Below are 23084 nucleotides of genomic sequence, written 5' to 3' on the forward strand. Positions count from 1 at the left end.
TATCACACGCATTCACGGCTATTCACTCCACTTTATAACCTCAACGTCAGATATATTGACCTCGCCTAGACTTAAAATATGAGGTATATAAAGTCAAACTGGCAGCCAATCGCAGTTAGCCCATTTTCTTCCGCAGCGCGAATGTCCGATGAACGATCACCCACAACAGCACCATCTGTGATAGCGTATTGATCTAAAATAGTTCGAACTAAATCCGCTTTATCATCCGAATCGATTTGTTGAATACTAAAGGTTTCTGTCACCCATCGATCTAATTGATAATATCGCACAATCGCATTTAAATAATCGACTAAACCATTACTCGCAATGAATAGGTCGTAACCTTTAGCCTTCAAATTTTGAAAAGTTGCTTTGACGTGAGGATATAAAGCGCCTTTTCCTTGATTAATTTGCTCAATCAATCTTTCTAAAAAATACGTATCAACTATTGCTCTGTCGGTTTCTGAGTGCTCGGGTAATAATGTTTCCCACACCACTGGCAGAGGCACGCCCATAATCTTTCGGTATTCCTCAAGAGGTGTTACACCTTCCCATTTGCCCAGTGAACGTAAGTGGTCAAAGGTATCCTCAAGCGCCCCTTCTAGAATCTGATCTGTTTGAAACAATGTCCCGTCCATATCAAAAATAATCCCCTGTTTCATTGGCTGGTCTCCCTTTTAATTCGATTAAGTGTTGTTCTAGTGGGCTAGTATTTCAACTGTTTCTTTTTATTAAATTTCTTAGACACTATGCCAATAAAACCAAGGATGAGTTGCATTAAACTTAATAACCATATTTGGAGAGCTGGTAAATACCATTCTCCTATTAACATAATGGGCATGATGGCAGATAAGAAAAGTAATAGTCCCCAAATGAATGTTAATATGAAAAGTTTATGATCTTTCTTTATAAAGCCATAAAAAGCTATCACTGCATTTCCAATCCCAAAAATAATCATGCCCGAGAAAGCTAAACTTTCCCAACTATTAAATGGCATTCTTCCAACCCATTCTGGTGGAAATGTCTCAAAAACGCCTTCTCCTGAAAGCATTGTTACACCTAAATAAAAAGCACCTAACGACAATAATAGGTTATAAACATTTGAAATAGTTTTTATAGACATTTGATCCTCCTCGTATAAGTGAGTGACTCAATTGATGACTAAAAAGCACAGCAATATCGTTCAGGAAGTCTTTTTATCTTTTTTATAATCCGAAATAGCTGAATATAGAATATAAGGTATTAAACCAAACAATACAATAGCTCGTATGGGGCCCAGGAAAGATAACCCCTCATTCCAAAAGCCAATTATAAACCAACCAATTCCCATTGAAGAAAGAACAATATAAGCTAATAAATCATAAGGGATGTTTTTGTTCGTTGTTTTTTTAACGAACACTAAGGTTATTATAAGAATTAGCGGTATGAGTAATAGCCAAGAATAAATATCCATTATGCATAACCACTCCTTCTGTCTATCATGGATAAGGAAACAATATTTTAAAAATTATCCATAAAATAAATATGTAAGACCCCAAGTCCACCGCGATACTTATCGTTTGTCTATACCGCTTTTGTTCTCTTGAATTTGGGTTAATTAGGTCCCAACCTAACCTTATTAAAAGAACTAATGTCACGAGAATCATTGCGTCATAAAATGATTGATCAAATATAGCTGGACCGGCAAACACCAAAAGTGCTCCGGCAAGCGTTAAGTTATTATCCATCCTTTTATCAACATCTTCGAAATAGTTTTCAATTGCTTTCCAATATTTCTTCATGAAATACCTCATTTAGTTAAACATCACACAAAGTTTTAGCTCAATTTCATGTTTAGACTAGGAAACGACTACATGACATCAGCCGGCTTCATCATTTCTCGTCAATTGCCGAATCAACTCATTGAATTGATCGACGGCTAAATCCGGATCCTCTTGGCCTCTTTCTTCGGAATACATTCCATCAGCGAGGGTTTTCAATTCATCGAGAAGTGCTTGCAGTTGATCGACCTCATCACGTCGTAACTCCCCATCTGCCCCCATACGATAGACCTCGCGGTGGTAAAAAAAACGAGGCGCATCCCGAATGCTCGAATCAAGAAATAGATCTCCAGAATCGAGCCTCGTTCCAGCTTTCTCTAAGCGTGTATTTATAACAGACAAGCGGTCATCCAATCTATCGATTTCACCTTCTGATTCATCATATCTGTCCAAAAGCGACTCAATCGACGCGATTGTCATATCCAAATCATGATAAAAATGATTCAAAAACAACTCATATTGCCTCTGGTCTTCACTTGCATCTTGATAAATGATAATCCCACCAATAACAACTAATACGGCTAAAATAATAAGTGTGTAATTTTTAAATCGGTTTGTCATCAGACGTGTCATAGTAATCCTCCTCACCTACATCAATTAACGGAATATCCCCAGTACCCCAATGAAACTAACCAATGACTGACTCAATATCATTATGAACGCACCGAGAATCGTATACGTTAAGAAGCGTTTTTTACTACTGCCTTCTCGGAATTCCCATAGCCCTAACGCAACTAACGATGATCCCTGCCAGCAGTAAGGCATATTGAATCCATAATATGACCATCTTTTACCACCTTTTTTCTCTATATATTTCATTTATATTCCAAAATTCAGTCAATTAACTACAGTTTACCATATTTTTGGATAAAAAATATATGAGTAAAATAAAAAAAGAAATCCTTAGCAAATGGTTCAATTCAGAATAACCTCTCCCTTTCACACATAATTCGCTTCTAGTCATTAATAATAAACGTGACATAAGTGTGTAAGGAGGCGTTAAGGGATGCGAGCAGTACAAGTGACAGGATATGGCGGCATCGATCAATTACAAACCGTCACGAAAGATGTGCCGTCACCGAAAGCACATGAGGTGTTAGTGCAAGTGAAGGCCTGTGCGATCAATAATACAGAAATTTGGATGCGTGAAGGGGCTTACGGGACTGGTTCAGCATCGGGGTGGTGACCAGAAGGCGTGCAATTCCCTCGAGTTCCAGGGTCTGATATTGCGGGAACCATCGTCGATGTGGGCAATTCAGTCGACCCGTCCATGATGGGTAACGATGTCGTCCTCTTCCCGTTTACATCAAGTGGGAGTGATGGAACTGAACATATCGCCGACGATATGGCATTCATCGGCTCAGAGTATGATGGTGGGTATGCAGAATACGTCGTCTGGCCAGCTGAGTTATGTTTTGACATGCCACTCCCTGACTATACGGAAAACGCGGTCTTTACAGTCAGTGGTTTAACGGCGTGGCATATGAACGAACAACTCGACATTCAACCTGGGGAAACGATTATGGTGACAGGTGCTAATGGTGGCGTTGGCTCTCTAAACGTCCAAATTGCCGCAAACGTCTTCTCAGCTAACGTGATAGCGATCGTACGAGATTTAGATTTAGCCGATGAGATGAAGCGATTGGGGGCAACACACGTCCTGTCTTATCAATCCGATCAACTGGTCGATGACATCATAGATATCAATGGCGGGCCGATTGATTCGGTATTAGATGTCGTGGGGGATCCGCTGTTTTCGGCGTCGCTCGGAGCGCTTAAGAAAGGCGGAAAGTTCTGTATATCAGGATCAGCTGGCGGTCAGACGACGAACCTCGATTTTCGGACGTTATATTTAAACCATATCACGATGTACGGTTCTGTCTTAGGGACAAGAGACGAATACCAGCGGATGCTTCATGCGATTTCAGACGGACAAATCAAACCCGTGATCGATCGAACGTTTCCATTAGAGAAAGCGCAAGAAGCCCAGCAGTATTTTAAAGAATCAGGCAAGCTTGGCAAAGTCGTCTTACTGCCTGACGACAAAACTTTATAATATAAAAATGCTCAAACCTCACTCTTAAAGAGTTCCGTTACTTTGGAGAGAAGTTTATATTACAACGATTATTTCATGTTGAATCTTTGCATAGAACAATCCAAAAATCATATTACAAATGGGGCGCATTTTGTATCTCGTTTGTAATATGATTTAAATGATAGTCATGACGATGTTTCTTCAACTAATACCCCTAGGTTAGCTTAATGTGTTACATGATCAATAGACTCACGAAAGAATACACAATGAGCGTAAATGTAATGGCAACCCAAAATGTATTTTTATCCTTATCTTCATCACCGTTTTTGATTTTCTCCGCTAGAAACACAGTATTTAGAACGAATGCGAAACAAAGTATTGGCATCAAATAAACGGCGACCATTTGCATTAATCCCATCATCTACAATCCCCCCTTTTAAAAATCTTTTGCACAACTTTATTTTCCAATTTTTCCATTCTCGATTTCTATCTCATCATAATTGTAATGAAGATTGCTAAAAAAATGCAATGAAAATTAAAAAATTCAACAAAAAAAGACCTGAGAAGGTATAGCCCCCTATCAGGTCACTGATATTAGTTTTTTATTTACGTGTTTTGCCATTTTCTCTAAGAAAATGAGTCTCATTAACTCGCTCTGAGCGTTTTTCGCATGGGCGAACATTGTTTTCCATCCACTTTTCTTCTATAATTTATGATAAGTTGACGATGGTTACGACGAATTCTTCAGCAAAGACGGATAATGTTGCCATAGTGACGGCTAAGGTCATCATGCCGAGATTCGTCCAGACGAATATTTTGCGTTTAGATATGCCAAATGTTGCAACGGTACTTGCGCCAACTTGGCTGCTGAACAAGAGTGATGAAACGAAACAAACGCCGAGTGCACCGTAACGTTCGAAAGTTGCTTTTATCTTAGGATTAACTGCAGCCGAAGTCGTTTCACGTTTCCGCCATTTTTGTTTCAGTTTGTGGAAACCAGCTTTAATGGTTGATCCGAACAAGATGAATATTAGCACACTGACCGCGTTCCCGAGTACGGCAATTGTGAGCGTGACAAGTGGCGAAAAATCAAAAACGATAATCCCCATTGGGACGGTTAAAGCCACTTCCAAAAACGGCACCATACTGACAAAGAACACAAACAACACTTGAAGGATTACATTTTCCATATCATCACCGCCTTTTATTTAAGTCAACTGACCTAAATTCATTATAATACAACTGACTTATAAAAGCAAGGAGCGTTTTTTCAATGCCGAAAAAAATCGACCACACCGAACGTAAAGACCATATTATTGAAGCGATGTTCCGCATCGTACACCGCTCTGGCTTCGAGAAAGCAACACTACGAGAAATAGCCAAAGAAGCTGGCCTATCACTTGGATCTGTCCAGCACTTCTTCCCGAAACAAGGCGATATTTATATTGATGCAATCGAGGAGATTTACAGTCGGTTCAAAGCCCGCATGGACGAAATCGAACACCATAACGACGAAAGCGTCTTCGACAACGCCGTCCGCATGATTAAACAAATCGTCCAAGCCAGCACCGAAGAAGAACGCATGGAAAACGATATCTGGATGAAATTCTCCATCATGGCCACCATGAACCCCGACTACCATGAAGCCAAAAACAAATCCCGCGAAGTCAACTACAGCTTTGCGAAAGAGATTGTGACCATGCTGAGTGAAAATGGGTACTTAAGTGAGGACGAATCAATCGATGAAGCCGCAAACACATTAACGATCTTTATCCATGGGTTAGTATTTGAAACGGTGATGTATGATGAGTTGGATGATGAAGTAGGAATTAATACTGAAATTCTAAGATATCTAAAATTATTCACAAAATAAGAAAGTGTTAATAATAAAACTTATTGTTTCAACCAATTTGATAAACTTGAAACATTAGGAGTGATTGAATATATGATTAAAAAGATAAATGCAATTAAAAATTTCGGGATTTTCAAAGACTTTAATTGGACCAACGCAAATGATTTCAATGAAAAAAATATTATATATGGTTGGAATTATAGTGGTAAAACAACATTATCAAGGATCTTTTCATCATTAAAGAATAAAGAATTACATGAAAATCACACTGATGGAGAATTTAAAGTATTAATTAATGAGAATGACATAATATCAAATTCAAATATTGACCAGTCGCATATACAAGTACAAGTCTTCAATACAGAATATATAAAAGAAAATCTTAAATGGGATACTAACGAAGATGCAAACGGAATTGAATTTGATGTTGGCGAAAATGTTAAAGTTAGAGATGAAATGAAAAGTAATACTAATAAAATTTATGAAATTGATGAAAGAATAAAAAATTTTCAACCAATAGTTGACGCATTTTTCGAGTTTGAAAACACAAAATTCAGTTATGAGGCTAAACGAATAAGAAAAGATATTTTAAACAATCAAATAGAATTTAATAAAAGACATTTTAAGCAAACAATTAATCAAATAAAAGAAAATGGTAAATGTTATAAACTACCAGATGAAAAAGTAAATAAATTGAAAGACACTTCAATTGCAATAAATAATAAATCCTTATTAGATGAAATTTATCTAGATACAAACAAAATAAACCAAATATATTTATCAGTTAAAGAATTGTTAAGGCGCGAGCCTAATAAAAACCAGATCATTGACATTTTGGAAAAAAATAAAGAATTGTATGAATGGGCTAAACATGGACAAAAAATTCATGAAGCAGAAGAACTTACTGAATGTGCTTATTGTGGAAATGAGATTACATCTGCCAGACTTGATGAGCTGAACAACTATTTTTCCAATGAATCTGGATTGTTAAGAGAAAGTATTGAAAAATGCAGAAAAGATATAAATGAGGAAATTAAACAAATTAGTAATTTAAATATTCCTAAAAGTAAAAATGATTTCGCAGAAGAATTTCAAAATCAATTTGAACAACAATTAATTCAGTTTGAAAATATTAAACAGAACTATATAAACTTACTCAAGCTTTTTATTGAAGATCTTGATAGAAAAGAAAAAGAAAAATTATTCAAGCCAATTGAAACCACAGAATATGACTTTACCAATAAAGAACAGTTGGAAGAATGGATAACTAATACTAACAATATTATAAAAGAGCATAATAATTTTGTTAGTAACTTTTCCAGTGAACAGCACTATGCTCAAGAAAGGTTAAAAAAACATTTTGTTCAAGAATTCTTGCTTAATGAGGACTTCTTTAATAAAGAAAAAGAAAAAAAACGAGCTAGTAGATATATCCAAAAGTACAATTGTTTAAAAAATAAATTAATTGAGAGGAATGCTGTTCTTGAACGAAAATTAAAGAGTGTTGTGGCAGGAAAAGATATTTTAAACAAATATATAGCACTTTTTTTAAATGATAATAAAATTAATATAGAAGTAACCGCTAATGATAAATTCCAACTTAAACGAAATGAGAGTGTTGCCATCAATTTAAGTGAAGGTGAGAAAACAGCTATTTCTTTCGCTTATTTTTTAGTTTCGTTAGAAAGTCTTCACAAAGAGGATAGATTAAAAGAAACTATCATATTTATAGATGACCCAATTTCCAGTCTAGATAGTAACCATATCGCCCAAGTGTACTCTATTATCAATGGATTTTTCTTTCGACAAGGAGAAAATCCAGAAGATCCTAATGAATATGTTAATTGTTTTAAACAACTTTTTATTTCTACTCATAATTTTGATTTCTACTCATTTTTAAAAGATTCAAAAAGAATTGGCAAAAACAAAAGTAACCATTTTTTTATTAAAAAAATAGACGACAATAATTCAACCATTCAAGATATGCCCAAACATCTACAGAGAAACAGATCGGAGTATGTTTACCTTTTCAGCATTATTTACAAATATTATAATAATGATTTTGATGCAAACGATGAAAATCTGATTCTTCTACCAAATGCTATAAGACGATTTTTAGAAATATATACACTTATAAAGCTGCCCGGAGCTGAAGGTGGAGTAGACGAAAGGTTAAAGCAATTAGGTATCGAGCAGAACCAACTTAAAATTTTGCATCATCTATCACATTTCACTTCAGTTGATAATTTGACTAAGCATGATGAATTACTAATGATTTTACCAGATACAGTTGATGAATTAATTAATATGTTAAGAAATGATAGAGTCCACTTCGATTCATTAATTAGTATTATTACATAATGCTTTAATTGTAATTTCTTAAAACCTTGTGATGTGATGTGTAATGCAAATGAATAGTTTACAAACAAAAGTATCAAAGATTGATGGTGGTAAAATACAACAGCTCATCAAAACTTAAAATTGAATCCTCTATTAGGACTCCATATTTGTTTATTACTATTACTATTTAATCAATAATCGAGTAGGAGGAGGTGATTAACCTCCGACCTCTCACACCACCGTACGTACGGTTCCGTATACGGCGGTTTCTTTAAGATTGACGTATTGTTTGGTATCTACCATACAAGCTTGTTAAGCCTAGGTTACTCCAGTATGAGTTGCCTAGGCTTTTGTGTAAGATTGGACTATGGGCTATTCGCCAATAGCCTTTTCTCGTGTTGCCCCATTCATATGCTTTTGACGGATTGACTCCTAGTCCTTTAAGGTTCTTCACTCTTGTCTTCGACAATTTCCATTCTTTCCACCTGCACATTCGAAGCCTTCTGCGTATCCATTCATCAAGTTCTTTAAATATACTCTTGGTATCTGCCAAGGCGTAGTATCCAAGCCATCCATTGAGAAATTTATTCAGTCGTTCAATCCTTCTGTCCATTGGAATGGAGGATTTCCGCGAAGTTAATTCTCTCACTTTTGACTTAAAACGTTTGATACTGTCCTTATGAATTCGAGTACGTGTTTGCTTTTCTAGAGTAAAACTAAATCCTAGAAATTTACGTTTCCATGGTCTATCGACCGCTGATTTCTCTCTATTCACTTTCAACTTCATCGTCTTTTCAAGGAAAGTCGTTATGTTAGTCATCACTCTTTGTCCAGCTTTACGGGATTTCACATAGATTTGGAAATCATCCGCATATCGGACAAATTTGTGTCCTCTTGTTTCAAGTTCTTTATCCAATTCATCCAAAAGGATGTTGGCTAGAATTGGGCTTAGAGGACCACCTTGTGGTGTCCCTACTTGACTCTTAGTGGAGACACCGTGAATCATAACGCCTGCTTTCAGGTATTTATTGATGAGTTTTAAGACGGTCTTGTCTTTAACTTTCTTCGCTAGAACTCCCATGAGTTTATCATGGTTAACCGTGTCAAAGAATTTCTCTAAATCAACATCGACAACCCATCTATGCCCATCTTTTATATATGCTTGTGCTTGTCTAACGGCTTCATGGCCTTGTTTATTTGGACGGAATCCGTAGCTGAATGTTGAGAAACCTGGGTCGAAAACCCTGGTTAACTCTTGGGCAATAGCTTGTTGAATGAAGCGATCCATCACCGTTGGTATGCCTTATAACCGTTTCCCGCCGTCGGATTTCGGGATTTCGGGATTTCGACTCGACGGACAAGGTTCGGGTTATAGGTTCCCTGTCTCAGTTCTTCTTTGATGATAGGCCAGTAGCTGTAAATCTGTTGCCGTAGGGTTTGTACGGGCATTTTTTTCTACACCATGGCTTCCTTTATTGCTTTCTACTCGCTTTAGTGCGGTTAGTAAGTTGTCACGGGATAGAATCGCTTCAATCAAAGGTATCTTCCTTTCCTACGCGAGCCTGCGTACGTCTTATTTCTTCCTTGCTCACTCCACCACTCTGAAGTCCCCCACGGGATTCACCGTTTCCTCCTTCAGCTGTGCCTTAACGGTTATCTGTATCATGGTGAGACAAGCCTCCATAAGTGTCGCTCTTTCTTAAAGATTCAGTCCTTCCTACACTATCTTAAGCTAGTGTAGTACTATGACCTATGCTGACTTCTGACGATTCAGCCATCCTTCACAGAATGGGTTGTCAAGTGTACTTAACGTGTTCGTCAGACCTCCCCAGGTAAGAGTACAATCTTTACCTCCAGGTATCTGCTTCATTTACTCTGTATCACCTTCGGCAGTAAGGACTTCGCTTTGTTATGCAAGTTCATCCAATGATACCTAGCCTTATATGAAATTCGTGTTCCTCAGATCGGAGGTTTGCCGCTCGCTTCCTTCAGATTCTGGGTCACCCCAGACACCCTTGCGTTAAGCTAATCACTACTACTGCCTTCGTGATTCGGGACTTTCACCCTATAGATTGCACCCATGCTGGGCACATTTAAAGAGCGAAGGTTTATTAAACCTTCGCTCTTATGATGACAGTTTGTCAATTTAAGTGCAACAGTTCTTCTTGAAAAGCTTCGTGTGTCGATTTCCAGTTCAAACACTTTCTTGGTCTAAGATTGATTAAGTCTAGAGCTTTTGCTAAATCTGAATCATCAATCTTAGCTAAATCCGTTTTCTTAGGGAAAACTCACTTATCAAGCCATTGGCATTTTCATTACTACCACGCTGCCAAGATGCATAGGGGTCTGCGAAATAGACTCGAATAGCCGTTTCTCGTTCGATATTGTGGTAACACGCAAATTCCTTACCCGTGAGCGACTGTAGCTGTTTTAACACCGTATGGCAACTGGTTATAAGGCTGATGGATGGCGCATTCCATGGAATGCGCGGACCGATAAGGTGTTTTAATCGCGATATACCACCTTGTCTATCGTTCGACAAAGGTAGCTAGGCACCTTTTACTGTGACCCCGGCTAGAAACAACACTATCTAATTCCCAGTGACCAAATGTTTTTCGTTTTCGGACCTCTTTAGGGCGATGTTTAATGGATGTTCCGATATTAAATCGTCCTCTTGTTTCGCGAGTTTTTTGTCTTTTGCCTTTTTGACGAAGCATTTGAGGTGTAACCACCCTTGATACAACCAACGATAGATCGTTTTGAAACTGATGTCGCCTTTTAATTCACCATAAACGACTTGTTCGGGCGACTAAGTTTGGCATGAATGCGGTCGGCAAGGTTTTGTGACCATTTAACCGGTCCACCACAGTTTAAACGACGCTTTTGATAGTGATCTCGTACTTGTTCAAGGTAATACATATCACCGATGGCATTACGTTTAAGACACGTGAAATTGTCGAAGCTGCTCTCTTTAATTTCTTGCCAATTTGCCTTAATGATAACCCTTGATCAATCATTGTTTCTATCCGTGCTCGCTCAAATGTGGTAAGATGTTGGTAGCTCATAACAGGACCTCCGTGTATATGTTTGATGTGGTTATCTACATTTTACACGAAACTGTTATGAGCTGCTTATTTTAGATGTTGCACTTAATATTACAATTCGTCATATAAAAGCAAGCAATTAATAAATTCTGTTACACGTTTATAAATATGAAGTTATTTATTTAGTAATAAATTTAGACCTTTATACCCGATGCAATATCCTTATATTATTAATGTATAAGTACATTTATTGAATTTATGAATTTTTTATAATATAATGGAACAGACGTTCGAATAATATACGAGTTGAAATATCCAGCCCGAGGTGAGTAGTGAATGAATAACACACATGAACTTTCTAAACTATTAATAAACGATTATTCAAGAAAGACCAATGAATTTAGTGTAATTATAAATGAATTAAAAGAACTTTTAAAAGTATATTCAACTACTAATCAGCAATCCAATCATGATTCTAACACACCGCTAATTCGACAATATATTAAGGATCATAATTTAAACAAAGATGATGAAGTTATATTGATTATATTGCTAATAGGACAGATTTATGAAATACAAAAAGAATATTCTAACATTAGTAATTATTTGACTAATAAAAGTGTTAAGTTTAATGAAAGAAAATTTAATGGGATATACTATACTGACTTCAATATTGCAAAAAAAATAACCGGAGATATTATTAATAAGACCAATAATTACAAAGATATTTATGACAAGAAAGTATTGGAGCCATGTGTTGGAACAGGTGTATTCATATTTGCTTATTTACAAAGTATCAATGAATTAAGAGATTTAAGCAAAGAAGATTTTAAACAAATTATTAGTAATATCTATGTTGCAGATAATGACAATGAAGCACTGGAATTGTTTGAGTTTATGTTTAGCATATACACTTATTACTTCCATTCAATAAACTTATATAGTATTTGGGGAATAAACAACATATGTAATACAGGATTGGTATATAGAAATTTAGATGAGGATATAAAACCAATAAAAATAGAACAAGCTTTTAATATAAAAGAAAAATTCGATATAGTCTTTACCAACCCACCATATAAATTATTTAAAATCGAAAAAGATAAGTATTTAGAAAATGAACATATGTATAATAAACATAAGGAAATAAATACAAAAATAGTAAGCAGAATGAAGAAGTTTGAGAATTTACATTATTCATTAGAAGGCACCTTGAATTTATACAAAATATTTATGGAGGAAATAGTTAAAAATTACACAAAGAAAGATTCTGAAATAGGTTTATTAGTACCCTCAAATCCTCTATCAGACAAAACATGCACTAGATTACGGAAATGGCTTCTAAATAATTTTAAAATAAATCATATATACCTAATTCCTGAGAATAATAATTTCTTTGTAGATGTTTCTCAGAGTTTTATGATTATTTCTATTAGTAAAGAAGGCCAAACAGATAAAATAAAATTATATCGAGATATCAGCGATAATCATAAATTAAAATCTAACAAAGCCATTGAAATTGATATAAACACCATAAGAGAATTATCAGAACATCAATTTATTTTTTCATTAGATAGAAAATCATGGAACATATTGAAGAAAATGTCTAAATATACAAAGATCAAAGATATAGATTATATACTTAACTATAGAGGCGAACTTGATGTAAGTAAATTTAAAGATTATTTCAAACCATATAATGACAATGAAACTCCTCTGGTAAGAGGAAATGCTATAAACAGTTTTAAATTAAATGAAAAGAAAATCACAGAAAGTGTTGATATATTAGATATAAAACAAAATTATAATTCAAGGAAACTATATGCAGATAATCAGGATAGAATTGCATGTCAACAAATTGTAAATTCAAATACCAAACATAGATTAAAATTTAGTTATGTACCCAAAAATCATTCTTTAGCAAATTCTTGTAATTATATTTCATTAAAAGAAAATAAACCAGATTATATAACCCTTTATACTCTTTTAGGCATTCTAAACTCCAGCATTATGAATTGGAGATTTAAGTCAACTAGTACAAACAATCATATTAATAATTATGAATTAGATGACCTAATGATTAATTTGAATGAGATCGAAAAAGCTAAGTTTTATGAAATTGATAAGTTAGTACAAAAAGTTGTAAATAATGAAGAAGATGATTGGTCTTATTTAGATTATGTTGTTTTTAGATTATTCAACTTAGAAATCCAAGAAGTAATGAAAATCCTGGTAGATGAAAATGAACCTATTGATTATATAAAAAGAGTATTATCACATTTTGAAAGTGAATTAATTATTAATGAAGCTATAAGTAGAATTCAAACAACAAATAACAGTGTTCTAAACCATGAACAAAAGAATAAAATAAAAGCTATTATTGGATCCAGTCAAGCTGTGAATGAAAATGAAGCAAATCAATTAGCAGAAACTGCAGATAATACTGAATTTATATTGAATATATTAACCCTATTTCATGAACTATATAATAAATCTGTTCTTAACCATACACACTTTAAATTAAGCGAACTGGACCTAGAAATGATTAAAAATGTTCCTCCGGGTGGTAATTGGAAATTTATTCCGTACAATACTATGAAGAAATCTAAACGTTTGATGAATATTTATAATAGTGGCGGTCGGACAACTTTATATGGAAGGATTGACCCTGATAAACCAAGTTATACTATATCAACTTATTTTAATAGACCAGGAAACGGTACTTATGTTCATCCATATGAAGATAGAGTAATTACAATAAGAGAAGCCGCTCGCTTACAATCTTTTCCTGATGATTTTATATTTCTAGGTTCAAAAACCTCAATATTGAAGCAAGTTGGCAATGCTGTCCCCCCTGTATTAGCCTACAATATAGGTAAACATCTTAAGGAACAGTTTGACATTAATAACGCCATTGATTTATTTGCAGGCGCAGGTGGGCTAAGTTTGGGACTACAGCAATCAGGAATAAACATTTCTGTAGCCAATGACAACTCAGAAATGGCTTGTAAAACTTATAAAGTAAATCATCCAAATACTAAAGTTATTACTGGAGATATATCTGAAGAAAGCACAAAACAAAAAATATTTGATACTAATAAAAAAATCGATTTGATTTGTGGAGGACCTCCATGTCAAGGTTATTCACATGCTGGTAAAAGAATTATAGATGATCCTAGAAACTTACTTTTCAGAGAATTTATCACATTCGTTAATTACTTTAAACCAAAAGTTATCTTAATGGAAAATGTAGAAGGATTATTAACAATAAATAACGGAAAAACTTACAATAGTATAATAGATCTTTTTAACGAAATGGGTTATAAAACAGAAGGTGCAAAGGTAAATGCAGCAAATTATGGAGCCCCACAAAAGAGAAAAAGGGTCTTAATAATAGGAATTAGAGAAGATATTTATACAGGTGCAAATTATATTCCTAGTGGGGTATTTAATACAACAAATGTAGGAGATAATTTTGACTTATTAAAAGAAAACCACCTGAATCCAATTACTTCGTGGGAAGCAATTGGAGATTTATATGACAAACAATACTTATCGCTCTACCAACTGTATATGAAAAAAATTATTAGCTTTGAAGATTTAATAAACTTAAAAAGTATGGATGCTAAGACGAATTAGAATGTATCGTCTTAGCATTCTTCAATAACTTTCTCCCATTCATTATGAAGGCTACGAAAAAAAGATTGAATCTCAAGTTCAGGTAAATTTTTTTCAACAAGTAAAGTCACCACTGAGTTTAGTGTCAATAAATTATTTTTCGAGGCGAAATTTTTTACATTACTCATTTCTAATTCATTGCCTATATTTATTAAGCTGTCACACAGTGAGCTTTCTAATAATGCCTTTAGTATCTGTACCATTTTAAATTTGTTACTTTCATTCATACATAATGAGGGTCTAGTAATAAAAATTTTATCATGATTAAAGTTTTCATATAAAAATTCACTTAAGTTATAGTTATACGAATATGCGATTTTAAATAAAGTATCTAATCTTAAATTTGTTCTTGTTTCATTATATATATCATAAATAGTTCTTGGATTAACAGTACTTCCATTATCATTATATACAATAATATTTCTTTGGAAACTATTTATCAGTTCATTTTGAGATGAGTTATACGCATCATTATTGAATGAATCAATCAAATCCTTCAGATTTAAAAGAATCTTATTTTGGATTTTATTTTTCATTTGATCTTAAATCCTCAATAATTTTTTCTTGGAAATATTCCATTAAATTAACAAAATAATTATCAGCAGTGCTGTAATCATTCTGTTTGGCACTTCTAATCAATGAACTTAAAATGGCTTCCTCTTCCTCACCTATAACGAATTTTAAATTTCTATTACTTTTCTCGTGATAATCATCTAAGGATTTAAAGGAAACATCAATGAATCGTTTAATTTCTTTATAATAAGTCACTGACTCCTTCCGATTTTCACAAAAAATTATTTCACCATCATCATTAAATTTATAATTATAGTTAAAATATTTTTCTTTAGGTTTTAACAAATTTTTATATAAATAATCTTGAATTCCATTCTGTTTCAACAAATGAAGTGTTTCTAAATAATAATGTGCGTTTTTTTTAAGTGCTACTCTAATCAGTTCCAAATCGATATTTTTATAGTTTTCTTTTATGAAACCCCATAGTTTTTTAGAGTACCAAGAAATTACTGAAATATCATATTTATGTTCTAAATACATCAGCAACTCTATATCTTTCTTGCTAATCCTATCTCTTTTAGAGGAATTTTCGCCTCTGCTCATTTTTTGCAACAATAAAGAATCATGCTTAAAACCTAAGGATATTGGTCCAATATGATCTGCAGATGTGTTATTAAAAGTTTTGCTGTACATAAATTTATTAGCAGCATAGATATTTCCATCTACCCAATTTTCATACGCTCTTCTATCTTTGTTATATGTTTTAAGGTTCTCTGGTGACCTACCGGTATCCTCTTTAGTTCGACAACACCTGTTATAAGAATGATATCCATCTAAACGGTCTGGGAAATTTGACATCGCACCTGGCCCAGTCAAATTTATAAACCCATTACGTGATAATGATTCAACGATTTTAACTAGTTCATCGTAATTTGTGATATCTTTTTTAGATACAACTCCAAACTCATTGCTAACAAGACTTAATTTATCAGGGGACTTATCTAACTTTAATTTATTCCAAATAACTTCTATTATTTCAGTTTCAGAATAGCCACTATTGTTAAGCTCTTTCTTTACGTGAAACAAATCATCAATTATTGTGAAATGCTTATTGAAATGATTGTTCAAGGTTTTCGCTAAGTTTTTACTTAAATAAATGTATTCAATTGAATGTCTTCTGCCACAAACTTGACATACTGTCATCTTAGTAGGGTGCAATGAATACATTGTTTTCGATTTCCAACCATTACTATCTGTATCTATACCTAAACTTTTAGCTTTATCCTTAGCCCATTCAATTCTTCTTTGTCCCATTTTAGATACATTTGAAGCAACCCATGCGATACTCCCATCAGACTTTCTTTTAAAAGGTATACCGGAATAATTAGAATGATTTACAATATATTCTGTATACTCTTTAAATTCATCTGAATAATTTTTCTCTTCCATTATCAACACTCCTTATAAATTTTATGTTTCAATTATATTCGACTTCATCTTTAAGTCTTTTGAAATAAAGGTAACTTTTTGTTTTACTATTCATAGAATTAAAAAAACGACCCCATTTTTATCAGGTCGTTAGCTTGTAAATCACAGTCCCAAGTTCAGCACCATCACCAATTGGCGAGATGTAGCCTTGTTTCGCTTTCTCGAGTTTCTCTTGTTCTCGCATCACATCAATGGCAGAGGCGGCCATGACTTTGCCGGCATAAAGCATGCCTTTGTGGCCGACTGACGTGCCTTCTTGGAATACGAGTTGCCAGGAGTGTAGTGAGTCCCATTGACGAAATATGATCTTCTCTTATACCAAATAATGAAACCGACCTAACTACTGCCAAGTCGGTTTTCAAATTTCAGATCACTGGCCCAGGCTTAGCACCATCACCAATCGGCGAAATGTAGCCTTGTTTGGCCTTCCGTTTTTGTAGTTCTTGTTTCGCTTTCTCTAGCTTTGTTTTATCTTGCATCACATCAATGGCAGCTGCGGCCATGACTTTACCTGCATACAACATGCCCTTGTGGCCGATCGATGTGCCTCCTTGAGAAACGGCTTGCCAGGAGTGGAGTGATGTGCCGTTGACGAAGCAGGTTGTTAGGCATTGGGTGGTTGGGGTGACCCAGCTAACGTCGGCAACATCGGTTGACCCGGTTTGTTCAATAATTTGGTCGCGGTCAACGACGAAATCGGTTAAGGTGAGGCCGTCTAAGCCGTCTGCCCAGTATGTGTTTTGTTCCGCTTCTGATAGGGTGCTGCGAATCGTTTCGGCAAAGGCGCGTTCGTCTTCTGAGTAAGTTGGTGGTTCGATCGCATCTAAACTTGCTTGAATCGCATCATCAAGTGTATCGTTTCGAACAAGATCACTCGATCCGCTGTCGAAATGGACTTCGACTTCGGTTTCGGTCATTTGTGCGGCACCTTCTGCGACATTTTTCACGCGTTCGAAAATCTCGTGTGCTTCTTTGACGTTACTGGCGCGAACGAGATAAAGCACTTCCGCTTCAGACTGGACCACATTCGGTGCATTTCCGCCTGTATTGGTTACCGCGTAATGCAGGCGAGCGTTCTGGACGATATGTTCGCGTAGGTAATTGACGCCGACGTTCATGAGTTCAACGGCATCGAGCGCGCTCCGTCCTAAGTGTGGACTCGCCGCCGCGTGCGCGGATTGTCCTTTAAACCGGAAAAACACTTGTTGGACGGCTAGCACATTAAGGCGTAACACTGAATTCATGGGGGCGGGATGCCAACAGAGCGCAAAGTCAACATCATCGAACACGCCTGCTTTTACCATAAAAGCTTTCCCGTCCCCGCTTTCTTCTGCAGGACAGCCGTAATAACGGACGGTTCCTTCTAAACCGTGTTCTTCCATATACGTTTTAACCGCAATCGCCGCCGCATAAGAGCCTGTTCCGAGTAAATTATGACCACAGCCATGGCCACTGCCACCTTGGACGATGGGCTGGTGTTCTGTCGCCCCGCGTTCTTGACTTAACCCTTCTAACGCGTCATATTCGCCTAGAAACGAGACAACAGGTTCACCTGATCCGTATTCTGCGACAAACGCAGTCGACATGTCTGCAATCCCTCGCGTCACCGTGAAGCCTTCTTGTTCAAGACTACTTGCAATATAATGGGCAGACTCGACTTCTTCAAAAGCCGTTTCCGCGAATGACCATAAATCATCACTCATTTGAATGAACTGATCTTGTTTCGCATCGATATAGGACGCGATCGTTTTCGCATGGTCCATCCTTATCCCCTCCTGTGCGTGTGTTTTGTTATTATAAAATGACATACTTTTCAGTTAATTTCAATTGTTTTTTATTCTAGGCGCAGCACTCGCTCAATTTTTAGATAAGTCTTGTTATTTTTTAAATAAATCCATGAACTTATGAAATAAGTTCATCCACTTATTTCATAAGTCGAGTGGCTTATCTCATAAATTCAAACCACTAAAAGAAACCCGTTCAGCTTCAGCTGAACGGGATCCACTATCCATTAAATCTTAGCGCGTTTTAGTCGTAGGGAATTCGTGACAACACTGACTGAACTTAATGCCATCGCAGCGCCTGCAACCCATGGAGCAAGAAGGCCGATCGCTGCGACAGGAATACCTGCCGTGTTGTAGCCGAATGCCCAGAATAGGTTTTGGCGGATGTTACGAATCGTTGCATGACTGACTTTGATCGCTTTCGGAATCAGCTGCAATTCGCCGCCTAAAATCGTAATGTCAGCCGCTTCAATCGCAACCTCAGTTCCAGTACCGATCGCAATGCCGATATCTGCAATCGCGAGGGCTGGTGCGTCGTTCACGCCATCGCCGACCATCGCGACTTTGTGACCTTGAAGTTGGAGTTCTTTCACTTTTTCTGCTTTATCTTCTGGTAACACTTCTGAAATCGTGTCGTCAATGCCAACTTGTTTCGCAATCGCTTGAGCCGTCCGTTCGTTATCTCCTGTCAGCATCATCACCGTTAAGCCTTGGTCTTGTAAGGCTTTAATCGCATCAGGTGCCGTTTCTTTAATCGTGTCCGCGACAGAGACGATGCCACGGTATTCGCCGTCCACAGCAATCAACATCGCGGTCTCTCCCGCTTCTTCCATTTCGATTAACGTTTGTTCAGCATCGCCAATTGCGACGCCATGATCTTGCATCAGTTTACGATTACCGACAAGAATGGTTTGGGCTGACACTGTTGCTTCAATCCCATGCCCAGGCACAGCTTGAAATTGTTCAGCGTCACTTAACGCGACCTCTTCTTCTGTCGCATAGGCCACAATCGCTTGGGCGAGAGGATGTTCTGAACCTTTCTCAGCGCTTGCGAGTAACTGTAATGTCTCTCGGTCAGCTGTAAATGTTGTTACTTCAGGCTTCCCTTTCGTAATCGTCCCTGTTTTATCAAGTACAATCGCATCCAGTTCATGTGTGCGCTCTAAATGTTCGCCACCTTTAAATAAAATACCATTTTCAGCAGCTTTCCCAGTACCAACCATGATGGAAGTTGGAGTCGCTAGACCAAGCGCACATGGACACGCAATGACTAACACCGCAATCGCCGCCACGAGGGCTGGTTCGAGCTGGCCAGGTTGAACAAGTGTGATCCACGTAATAAATGTGACCACGGCAATCCCGACGACAATCGGTACGAAATATCCGGAAATAACGTCAGCTAAACGTTGAATCGGCGCTTTTGACCCTTGTGCATCTTCAACGACTTTGACGATCGACGCAAGAGCCGTATCTTTACCGACTTTAGTTGCTTCCATTTCAATCACACCGTTTTGGTTGATCGTCGAACCGATTACGGATGCATCCGTCTCTTTTTCAACTGGCATCGATTCACCTGTAATCATCGACTCGTCAATCGACGTCGAGCCGCTGATGACCGTACCGTCTACGGGTATCTTCTCACCTGGTTTTACAATCAGATGATCGCCGACGACAACGTCTTCAACAGGCGTCATCACTTCTTCACCGTTACGTAAAACACGTGCTTCTTTTGCCTGCAAGCTCAATAACGACGACAACGCGTTTGTCGTTTGTGTTTTCGCTCGTGTTTCTAAATATTTACCGAATAAAATGAGTGTAATAATGACGGCGCTCGCTTCATAATACAAATGCGGATCATAACCAGGATTACCAATCGTGCGAATCCCTTCTGATAAACTGTAAAAATATGCCGCACTCGTACCTAATGCAACGAGCACATCCATGTTCGCCCCACCGTTACGCAAGTTTTTATACGCACCGACGTAAAACTGCCAGCCGATCACAAATTGAACGGGTGTTGCTAAAGCGAACTGGAACCACGGATTCATGAAAATAGCTGGAATCGACATGTTAAATAAATGGACAAACATTGTCAGGAGTAATGGCGCTGACAACGCCGCTGAGACGATTAACTTCGTTTTCTGTTTGTTGAGTTCTTGTTCTTTATACGACTCTTTCTCCTCAGCTTCCGCTTTTGGTGCAGCGTCATAGCCGAGCTTTTGGATCTTTTCGATTAATGTATCTGGATCAATGATACCTGGATTGTATTGGATCGACGCAGATTCTGTCGTTAAATTCACACTCGCTGTCTCAACACCGTTTTGTTTATTTAACACTTTTTCAATCCTGCTCGAGCACGCGGCACACGTCATACCATACACATCGAGGTCCGCTTCTTCTTTTAGCACGCCATAGCCGACTTTTTCAATCTTATTCGTAATATCATCCATCGACGTCTGCTCAGGGTCATAATCGACCGCTGCTTTTTCCGTCGTTAAGTTCACTTGTGCATCGACGCCGTCCATTTTATTGAGCACTTTCTCAACACGCGTCGAACAAGCCGCACACGTCATCCCTGTCACGGTTAAATCTGCATGTTCTTTCTCACTCATATTGGTCCCTCCTTACTTCGAAAACTGTTTTAAGACGTCCATTAACTCTTGAATCGTCTCGTCACCTTCACCTTTTTGAATCGCATCAGTCACACAATGGTTAATATGACGTTCGGTGACAGAGAAACCGACGTTTTTAAGCGCAGATTGAATCGCGCTGATCTGAACTAATATATCGACACAATAACGATCTTCTTCAACCATATTTTGAATGCCGCGTACTTGCCCTTCGATTCGTTTTAACCGGTTCATCAGTTTTTCTTTCTCATCATCCGTTCGCGGCACAACAGGTTCGTCATGTAAATACTCACTCATGTGATCAACATCCTTTCTTTTTACTATACCCCCGTACAGTATTTATATCGTTAAAAATTTTTACGTTAACATCAAGTCCATCTTTTCGCTAAACGCTTCTATGCGAATAAAGCGATCTTCACGCATCACTTCTTTTTGATTTTGGAACACCAACGTAATCGGAGCCGTAAAGACGAGATATTCACCTGATACTTCTTTTACCTCATCCACGTCGACATACCCGAGAGCAATATTGTCATACGTTTCTAATTCGTCTTGAATGCGTGGCCATAACGCTGAACACACGCTACACCCTTGGCTCGATATAAATAACAACGCATGGTCGTTCTCCGCGACAAACGCTCTAACCTCTTCTATTGACTGCAATGTTTCAGTTTGACTCATATCGTCACCACCTTATCTAAACTAAGATTATCATACCCCCTATAGGTATGTAAACGAAACTGCTTTAGACTGATTGTAAAAATCACCCACTGCAAATTGTTATTTTATGTTAAAATGACGGTAATGTTTAGCAGAGGTGTGTGACACAATGAAACTTAACACATTAAAGAATCTATTCTGGATGACGCTCGCCATTATCGCCACCCTTCAATTCTTTTCATTACCTAAATACCTGGATTATATGTTATTAGTATATGCCCTCATACTCGGCACGATCATCATCAGCAGATCATTTCGGGGCAAGAGTGTTGATTGAATCAACAAGATAAAGGTTCCAATTTATAAAGTTATTTATCACTGATTGGAGTGTGCAAAATGAATGAAGACAACGAAACGCCCGAGGCAAGAAGAGAACGAATAAGACAAAAAGAACGGCAAGAAAATCCTCTTGGTAATTTGAAAGATTCATCGGAAAGAGCTAAATACGGTAGTCTTGTTGATCTGGTGGGTGGTCTAAACTGGAAAGTAACACTCGTTATTCTATTAATACTCATAATAGGTGCTATAGGGTATGGCTTGTTTTTTGAGTAATGACTTGACATTAAGGAAAAAAATGTAAAAGTAATGTTGGAAGAATTTAATATGGGGGGTTGTAATGAATGGATATATATTCTTGGTTATTACTTATAACGCTCATTCTTTTAATAGCTATCGTAATCGTCAATAAAAAAACGGACAAAAATCTCCACTATGATTTATTTGCGTCACTTATTTTTTCTTTATGGGGTATTGGTTGGTTTATAGTTGGATTTTGGAATGAGGGATTATCCTTCCTGGGCCCCTTACGAGCTATTGTTTTGTTCGGTTTAATACCTTATATACTATATTCAGCTATTTCGGATTATAAAAAAGATAAAAATCCCTCATAGATTATTGGATATGATGGTACTTTTAACACGAAGAGTATAACGTTTTCAGTGGAATTATACGAAGATTGGATTGATTATTAACGCTCCAAATGGAAAGGAGAAATTTTTAATGAGTTTCTTAGATTACATTGAAATACCAACCATTATAGCACTGATCCTGGCCCCTATTAGTCTGATTAGCAACATTTACAGATTTGTTAATAACCCATACTCGCTATTTTCGTTTGAAAATATCAGCATATTTATTAATTTTATTCAGATTATCATTTTAATCTTGATCTTCATCAAAA

Annotated in this window: 18 protein-coding genes and 3 pseudogenes; 6 read left to right on the forward strand and 15 right to left on the reverse strand. The window is 36.7% G+C overall.

Annotated features, from left to right (window positions below):
* Positions 1–71 precede the first annotated feature (71 nt).
* The 4 genes from ABID56_RS07655 to ABID56_RS07670 all read right to left on the reverse strand — a co-directional run bounded on the left by ABID56_RS07655 (position 72) and on the right by ABID56_RS07670 (position 2393).
* Positions 72–662, reverse strand: coding sequence for an HAD hydrolase-like protein (locus ABID56_RS07655; protein WP_354220039.1), 591 nt, complete (start codon positions 660–662; stop codon positions 72–74).
* Positions 663–706: 44 nt separating this feature from the next.
* Entirely contained in the window at positions 707–1123 is a 417-nt protein-coding gene (locus ABID56_RS07660) for a hypothetical protein (protein WP_354220040.1), read from the reverse strand.
* Between the two features lie 355 nt (positions 1124–1478).
* A complete protein-coding gene (locus tag ABID56_RS07665; protein ID WP_354220041.1) occupies positions 1479–1781 on the reverse strand; it encodes a hypothetical protein in 303 nt (100 codons plus the stop codon).
* A 78-nt stretch (positions 1782–1859) separates the two neighbouring features.
* Positions 1860–2393 (reverse strand): hypothetical protein, encoded by a 534-nt coding sequence (locus ABID56_RS07670; protein WP_354220042.1) that lies wholly within the window; start codon positions 2391–2393, stop codon positions 1860–1862.
* Positions 2394–2826: 433 nt separating this feature from the next.
* On the opposite strand from ABID56_RS07670, the pseudogene ABID56_RS07675 reads away from it, so the two are divergent.
* Positions 2827–3876, forward strand: a pseudogene (locus ABID56_RS07675) (zinc-binding dehydrogenase).
* A gap of 211 nt (positions 3877–4087) precedes the next feature.
* Here the strand turns inward: ABID56_RS07675 and ABID56_RS07680 are convergent.
* A complete protein-coding gene (locus tag ABID56_RS07680) occupies positions 4088–4276 on the reverse strand; it encodes a hypothetical protein (RefSeq protein WP_354220043.1) in 189 nt (62 codons plus the stop codon).
* Positions 4277–4565: 289 nt separating this feature from the next.
* Complete coding sequence (locus ABID56_RS07685; protein WP_354220044.1) at positions 4566–5045, reverse strand: small multi-drug export protein; 480 nt, start codon at positions 5043–5045, stop codon at positions 4566–4568.
* 83 nt (positions 5046–5128) lie between these two features.
* Here ABID56_RS07685 and ABID56_RS07690 point away from each other — a divergent pair, with 83 nt between their 5' ends.
* Together ABID56_RS07690 and ABID56_RS07695 are read left to right on the forward strand one after the other, a co-directional pair.
* Positions 5129–5728, forward strand: coding sequence for a TetR/AcrR family transcriptional regulator (locus ABID56_RS07690; protein ID WP_354220045.1), 600 nt, complete (start codon positions 5129–5131; stop codon positions 5726–5728).
* Between the two features lie 72 nt (positions 5729–5800).
* Positions 5801–8068 carry an AAA family ATPase gene (locus ABID56_RS07695; RefSeq protein ID WP_354220046.1) on the forward strand — a complete coding sequence of 756 codons (2268 nt, stop codon included), beginning with the start codon at positions 5801–5803 and terminating at the stop codon, positions 8066–8068.
* A gap of 250 nt (positions 8069–8318) precedes the next feature.
* Here ABID56_RS07695 and ltrA read toward each other — a convergent pair.
* Both ltrA and ABID56_RS07705 read right to left on the reverse strand, forming a co-directional pair.
* Positions 8319–9584: pseudogene (gene ltrA, locus ABID56_RS07700) on the reverse strand (group II intron reverse transcriptase/maturase).
* Between the two features lie 604 nt (positions 9585–10188).
* A pseudogene (locus ABID56_RS07705) lies at positions 10189–11112 on the reverse strand (IS30 family transposase).
* A 315-nt stretch (positions 11113–11427) separates the two neighbouring features.
* Here ABID56_RS07705 and dcm point away from each other — a divergent pair.
* Entirely contained in the window at positions 11428–14730 is a 3303-nt protein-coding gene (gene dcm, locus ABID56_RS07710; RefSeq protein WP_354220047.1) for a DNA (cytosine-5-)-methyltransferase, read from the forward strand.
* A gap of 11 nt (positions 14731–14741) precedes the next feature.
* Here dcm and ABID56_RS07715 read toward each other — a convergent pair whose 3' ends face one another.
* The 7 genes from ABID56_RS07715 to ABID56_RS07745 form a co-directional block, all read right to left on the reverse strand.
* Positions 14742–15305 carry a hypothetical protein gene (locus ABID56_RS07715; RefSeq protein ID WP_354220048.1) on the reverse strand — a complete coding sequence of 188 codons (564 nt, stop codon included), beginning with the start codon at positions 15303–15305 and terminating at the stop codon, positions 14742–14744.
* The gene (locus ABID56_RS07720) at positions 15295–16731 is read right to left on the reverse strand and encodes a hypothetical protein (RefSeq protein ID WP_354220049.1); all 1437 of its coding nucleotides are present in this window, start codon (positions 16729–16731) and stop codon (positions 15295–15297) included. Before ABID56_RS07720 ends, ABID56_RS07715 begins: the two co-directional genes overlap by 11 nt.
* 121 nt (positions 16732–16852) lie before the next feature.
* Entirely contained in the window at positions 16853–16999 is a 147-nt protein-coding gene (locus ABID56_RS07725) for a hypothetical protein (protein ID WP_354220050.1), read from the reverse strand.
* 136 nt (positions 17000–17135) lie between these two features.
* Positions 17136–18533, reverse strand: a complete 1398-nt coding sequence (locus ABID56_RS07730; RefSeq protein ID WP_354220051.1) for a M20 family metallopeptidase — start codon at positions 18531–18533, stop codon at positions 17136–17138.
* Between the two features lie 248 nt (positions 18534–18781).
* Entirely contained in the window at positions 18782–21166 is a 2385-nt protein-coding gene (locus tag ABID56_RS07735) for a heavy metal translocating P-type ATPase (RefSeq protein WP_354220052.1), read from the reverse strand.
* Positions 21167–21178: 12 nt separating this feature from the next.
* A complete protein-coding gene (locus ABID56_RS07740; protein WP_167262711.1) occupies positions 21179–21481 on the reverse strand; it encodes a metal-sensing transcriptional repressor in 303 nt (100 codons plus the stop codon).
* 60 nt (positions 21482–21541) lie between these two features.
* The gene (locus tag ABID56_RS07745; RefSeq protein ID WP_354220053.1) at positions 21542–21865 is read right to left on the reverse strand and encodes a thioredoxin family protein; all 324 of its coding nucleotides are present in this window, start codon (positions 21863–21865) and stop codon (positions 21542–21544) included.
* 375 nt (positions 21866–22240) lie between these two features.
* Here ABID56_RS07745 and ABID56_RS07750 point away from each other — a divergent pair, with 375 nt between their 5' ends.
* Both ABID56_RS07750 and ABID56_RS07755 read left to right on the forward strand, forming a co-directional pair.
* A complete protein-coding gene (locus tag ABID56_RS07750; protein WP_354220054.1) occupies positions 22241–22456 on the forward strand; it encodes a DUF6366 family protein in 216 nt (71 codons plus the stop codon).
* A 68-nt stretch (positions 22457–22524) separates the two neighbouring features.
* Positions 22525–22794: a hypothetical protein gene (locus tag ABID56_RS07755; protein ID WP_354220055.1), complete on the forward strand. Its 270-nt coding sequence runs from the start codon at positions 22525–22527 to the stop codon at positions 22792–22794.
* The last annotated feature ends 290 nt before the right edge of the window (positions 22795–23084 follow it).

Origin of the sequence: Alkalibacillus flavidus (assembly GCF_040545925.1) — a bacterium.
In the GTDB taxonomy this organism is placed as follows: Bacteria; Bacillota; Bacilli; order Bacillales; family Alkalibacillaceae; genus Alkalibacillus; species Alkalibacillus flavidus.

What these genes read in the sequence shown, in the direction of transcription:
- ABID56_RS07655 (WP_354220039.1), bottom strand. Translation starts at nt 662, where the DNA reads ATGAAACAGGGGATTATTTTTGATATGGACGGGACATTGTTTCAAACA.
- ABID56_RS07660 (WP_354220040.1), bottom strand. Translation starts at nt 1,123, where the DNA reads ATGTCTATAAAAACTATTTCAAATGTTTATAACCTATTATTGTCGTTA.
- ABID56_RS07665 (WP_354220041.1), bottom strand. Translation starts at nt 1,781, where the DNA reads ATGAAGAAATATTGGAAAGCAATTGAAAACTATTTCGAAGATGTTGAT.
- ABID56_RS07670 (WP_354220042.1), bottom strand. Translation starts at nt 2,393, where the DNA reads ATGACACGTCTGATGACAAACCGATTTAAAAATTACACACTTATTATT.
- ABID56_RS07680 (WP_354220043.1), bottom strand. Translation starts at nt 4,276, where the DNA reads ATGATGGGATTAATGCAAATGGTCGCCGTTTATTTGATGCCAATACTT.
- ABID56_RS07685 (WP_354220044.1), bottom strand. Translation starts at nt 5,045, where the DNA reads ATGGAAAATGTAATCCTTCAAGTGTTGTTTGTGTTCTTTGTCAGTATG.
- ABID56_RS07690 (WP_354220045.1), top strand. Translation starts at nt 5,129, where the DNA reads ATGCCGAAAAAAATCGACCACACCGAACGTAAAGACCATATTATTGAA.
- ABID56_RS07695 (WP_354220046.1), top strand. Translation starts at nt 5,801, where the DNA reads ATGATTAAAAAGATAAATGCAATTAAAAATTTCGGGATTTTCAAAGAC.
- dcm (WP_354220047.1), top strand. Translation starts at nt 11,428, where the DNA reads ATGAATAACACACATGAACTTTCTAAACTATTAATAAACGATTATTCA.
- ABID56_RS07715 (WP_354220048.1), bottom strand. Translation starts at nt 15,305, where the DNA reads ATGAAAAATAAAATCCAAAATAAGATTCTTTTAAATCTGAAGGATTTG.
- ABID56_RS07720 (WP_354220049.1), bottom strand. Translation starts at nt 16,731, where the DNA reads ATGGAAGAGAAAAATTATTCAGATGAATTTAAAGAGTATACAGAATAT.
- ABID56_RS07725 (WP_354220050.1), bottom strand. Translation starts at nt 16,999, where the DNA reads ATGCTTTATGCCGGCAAAGTCATGGCCGCCTCTGCCATTGATGTGATG.
- ABID56_RS07730 (WP_354220051.1), bottom strand. Translation starts at nt 18,533, where the DNA reads ATGGACCATGCGAAAACGATCGCGTCCTATATCGATGCGAAACAAGAT.
- ABID56_RS07735 (WP_354220052.1), bottom strand. Translation starts at nt 21,166, where the DNA reads ATGAGTGAGAAAGAACATGCAGATTTAACCGTGACAGGGATGACGTGT.
- ABID56_RS07740 (WP_167262711.1), bottom strand. Translation starts at nt 21,481, where the DNA reads ATGAGTGAGTATTTACATGACGAACCTGTTGTGCCGCGAACGGATGAT.
- ABID56_RS07745 (WP_354220053.1), bottom strand. Translation starts at nt 21,865, where the DNA reads ATGAGTCAAACTGAAACATTGCAGTCAATAGAAGAGGTTAGAGCGTTT.
- ABID56_RS07750 (WP_354220054.1), top strand. Translation starts at nt 22,241, where the DNA reads ATGAATGAAGACAACGAAACGCCCGAGGCAAGAAGAGAACGAATAAGA.
- ABID56_RS07755 (WP_354220055.1), top strand. Translation starts at nt 22,525, where the DNA reads ATGGATATATATTCTTGGTTATTACTTATAACGCTCATTCTTTTAATA.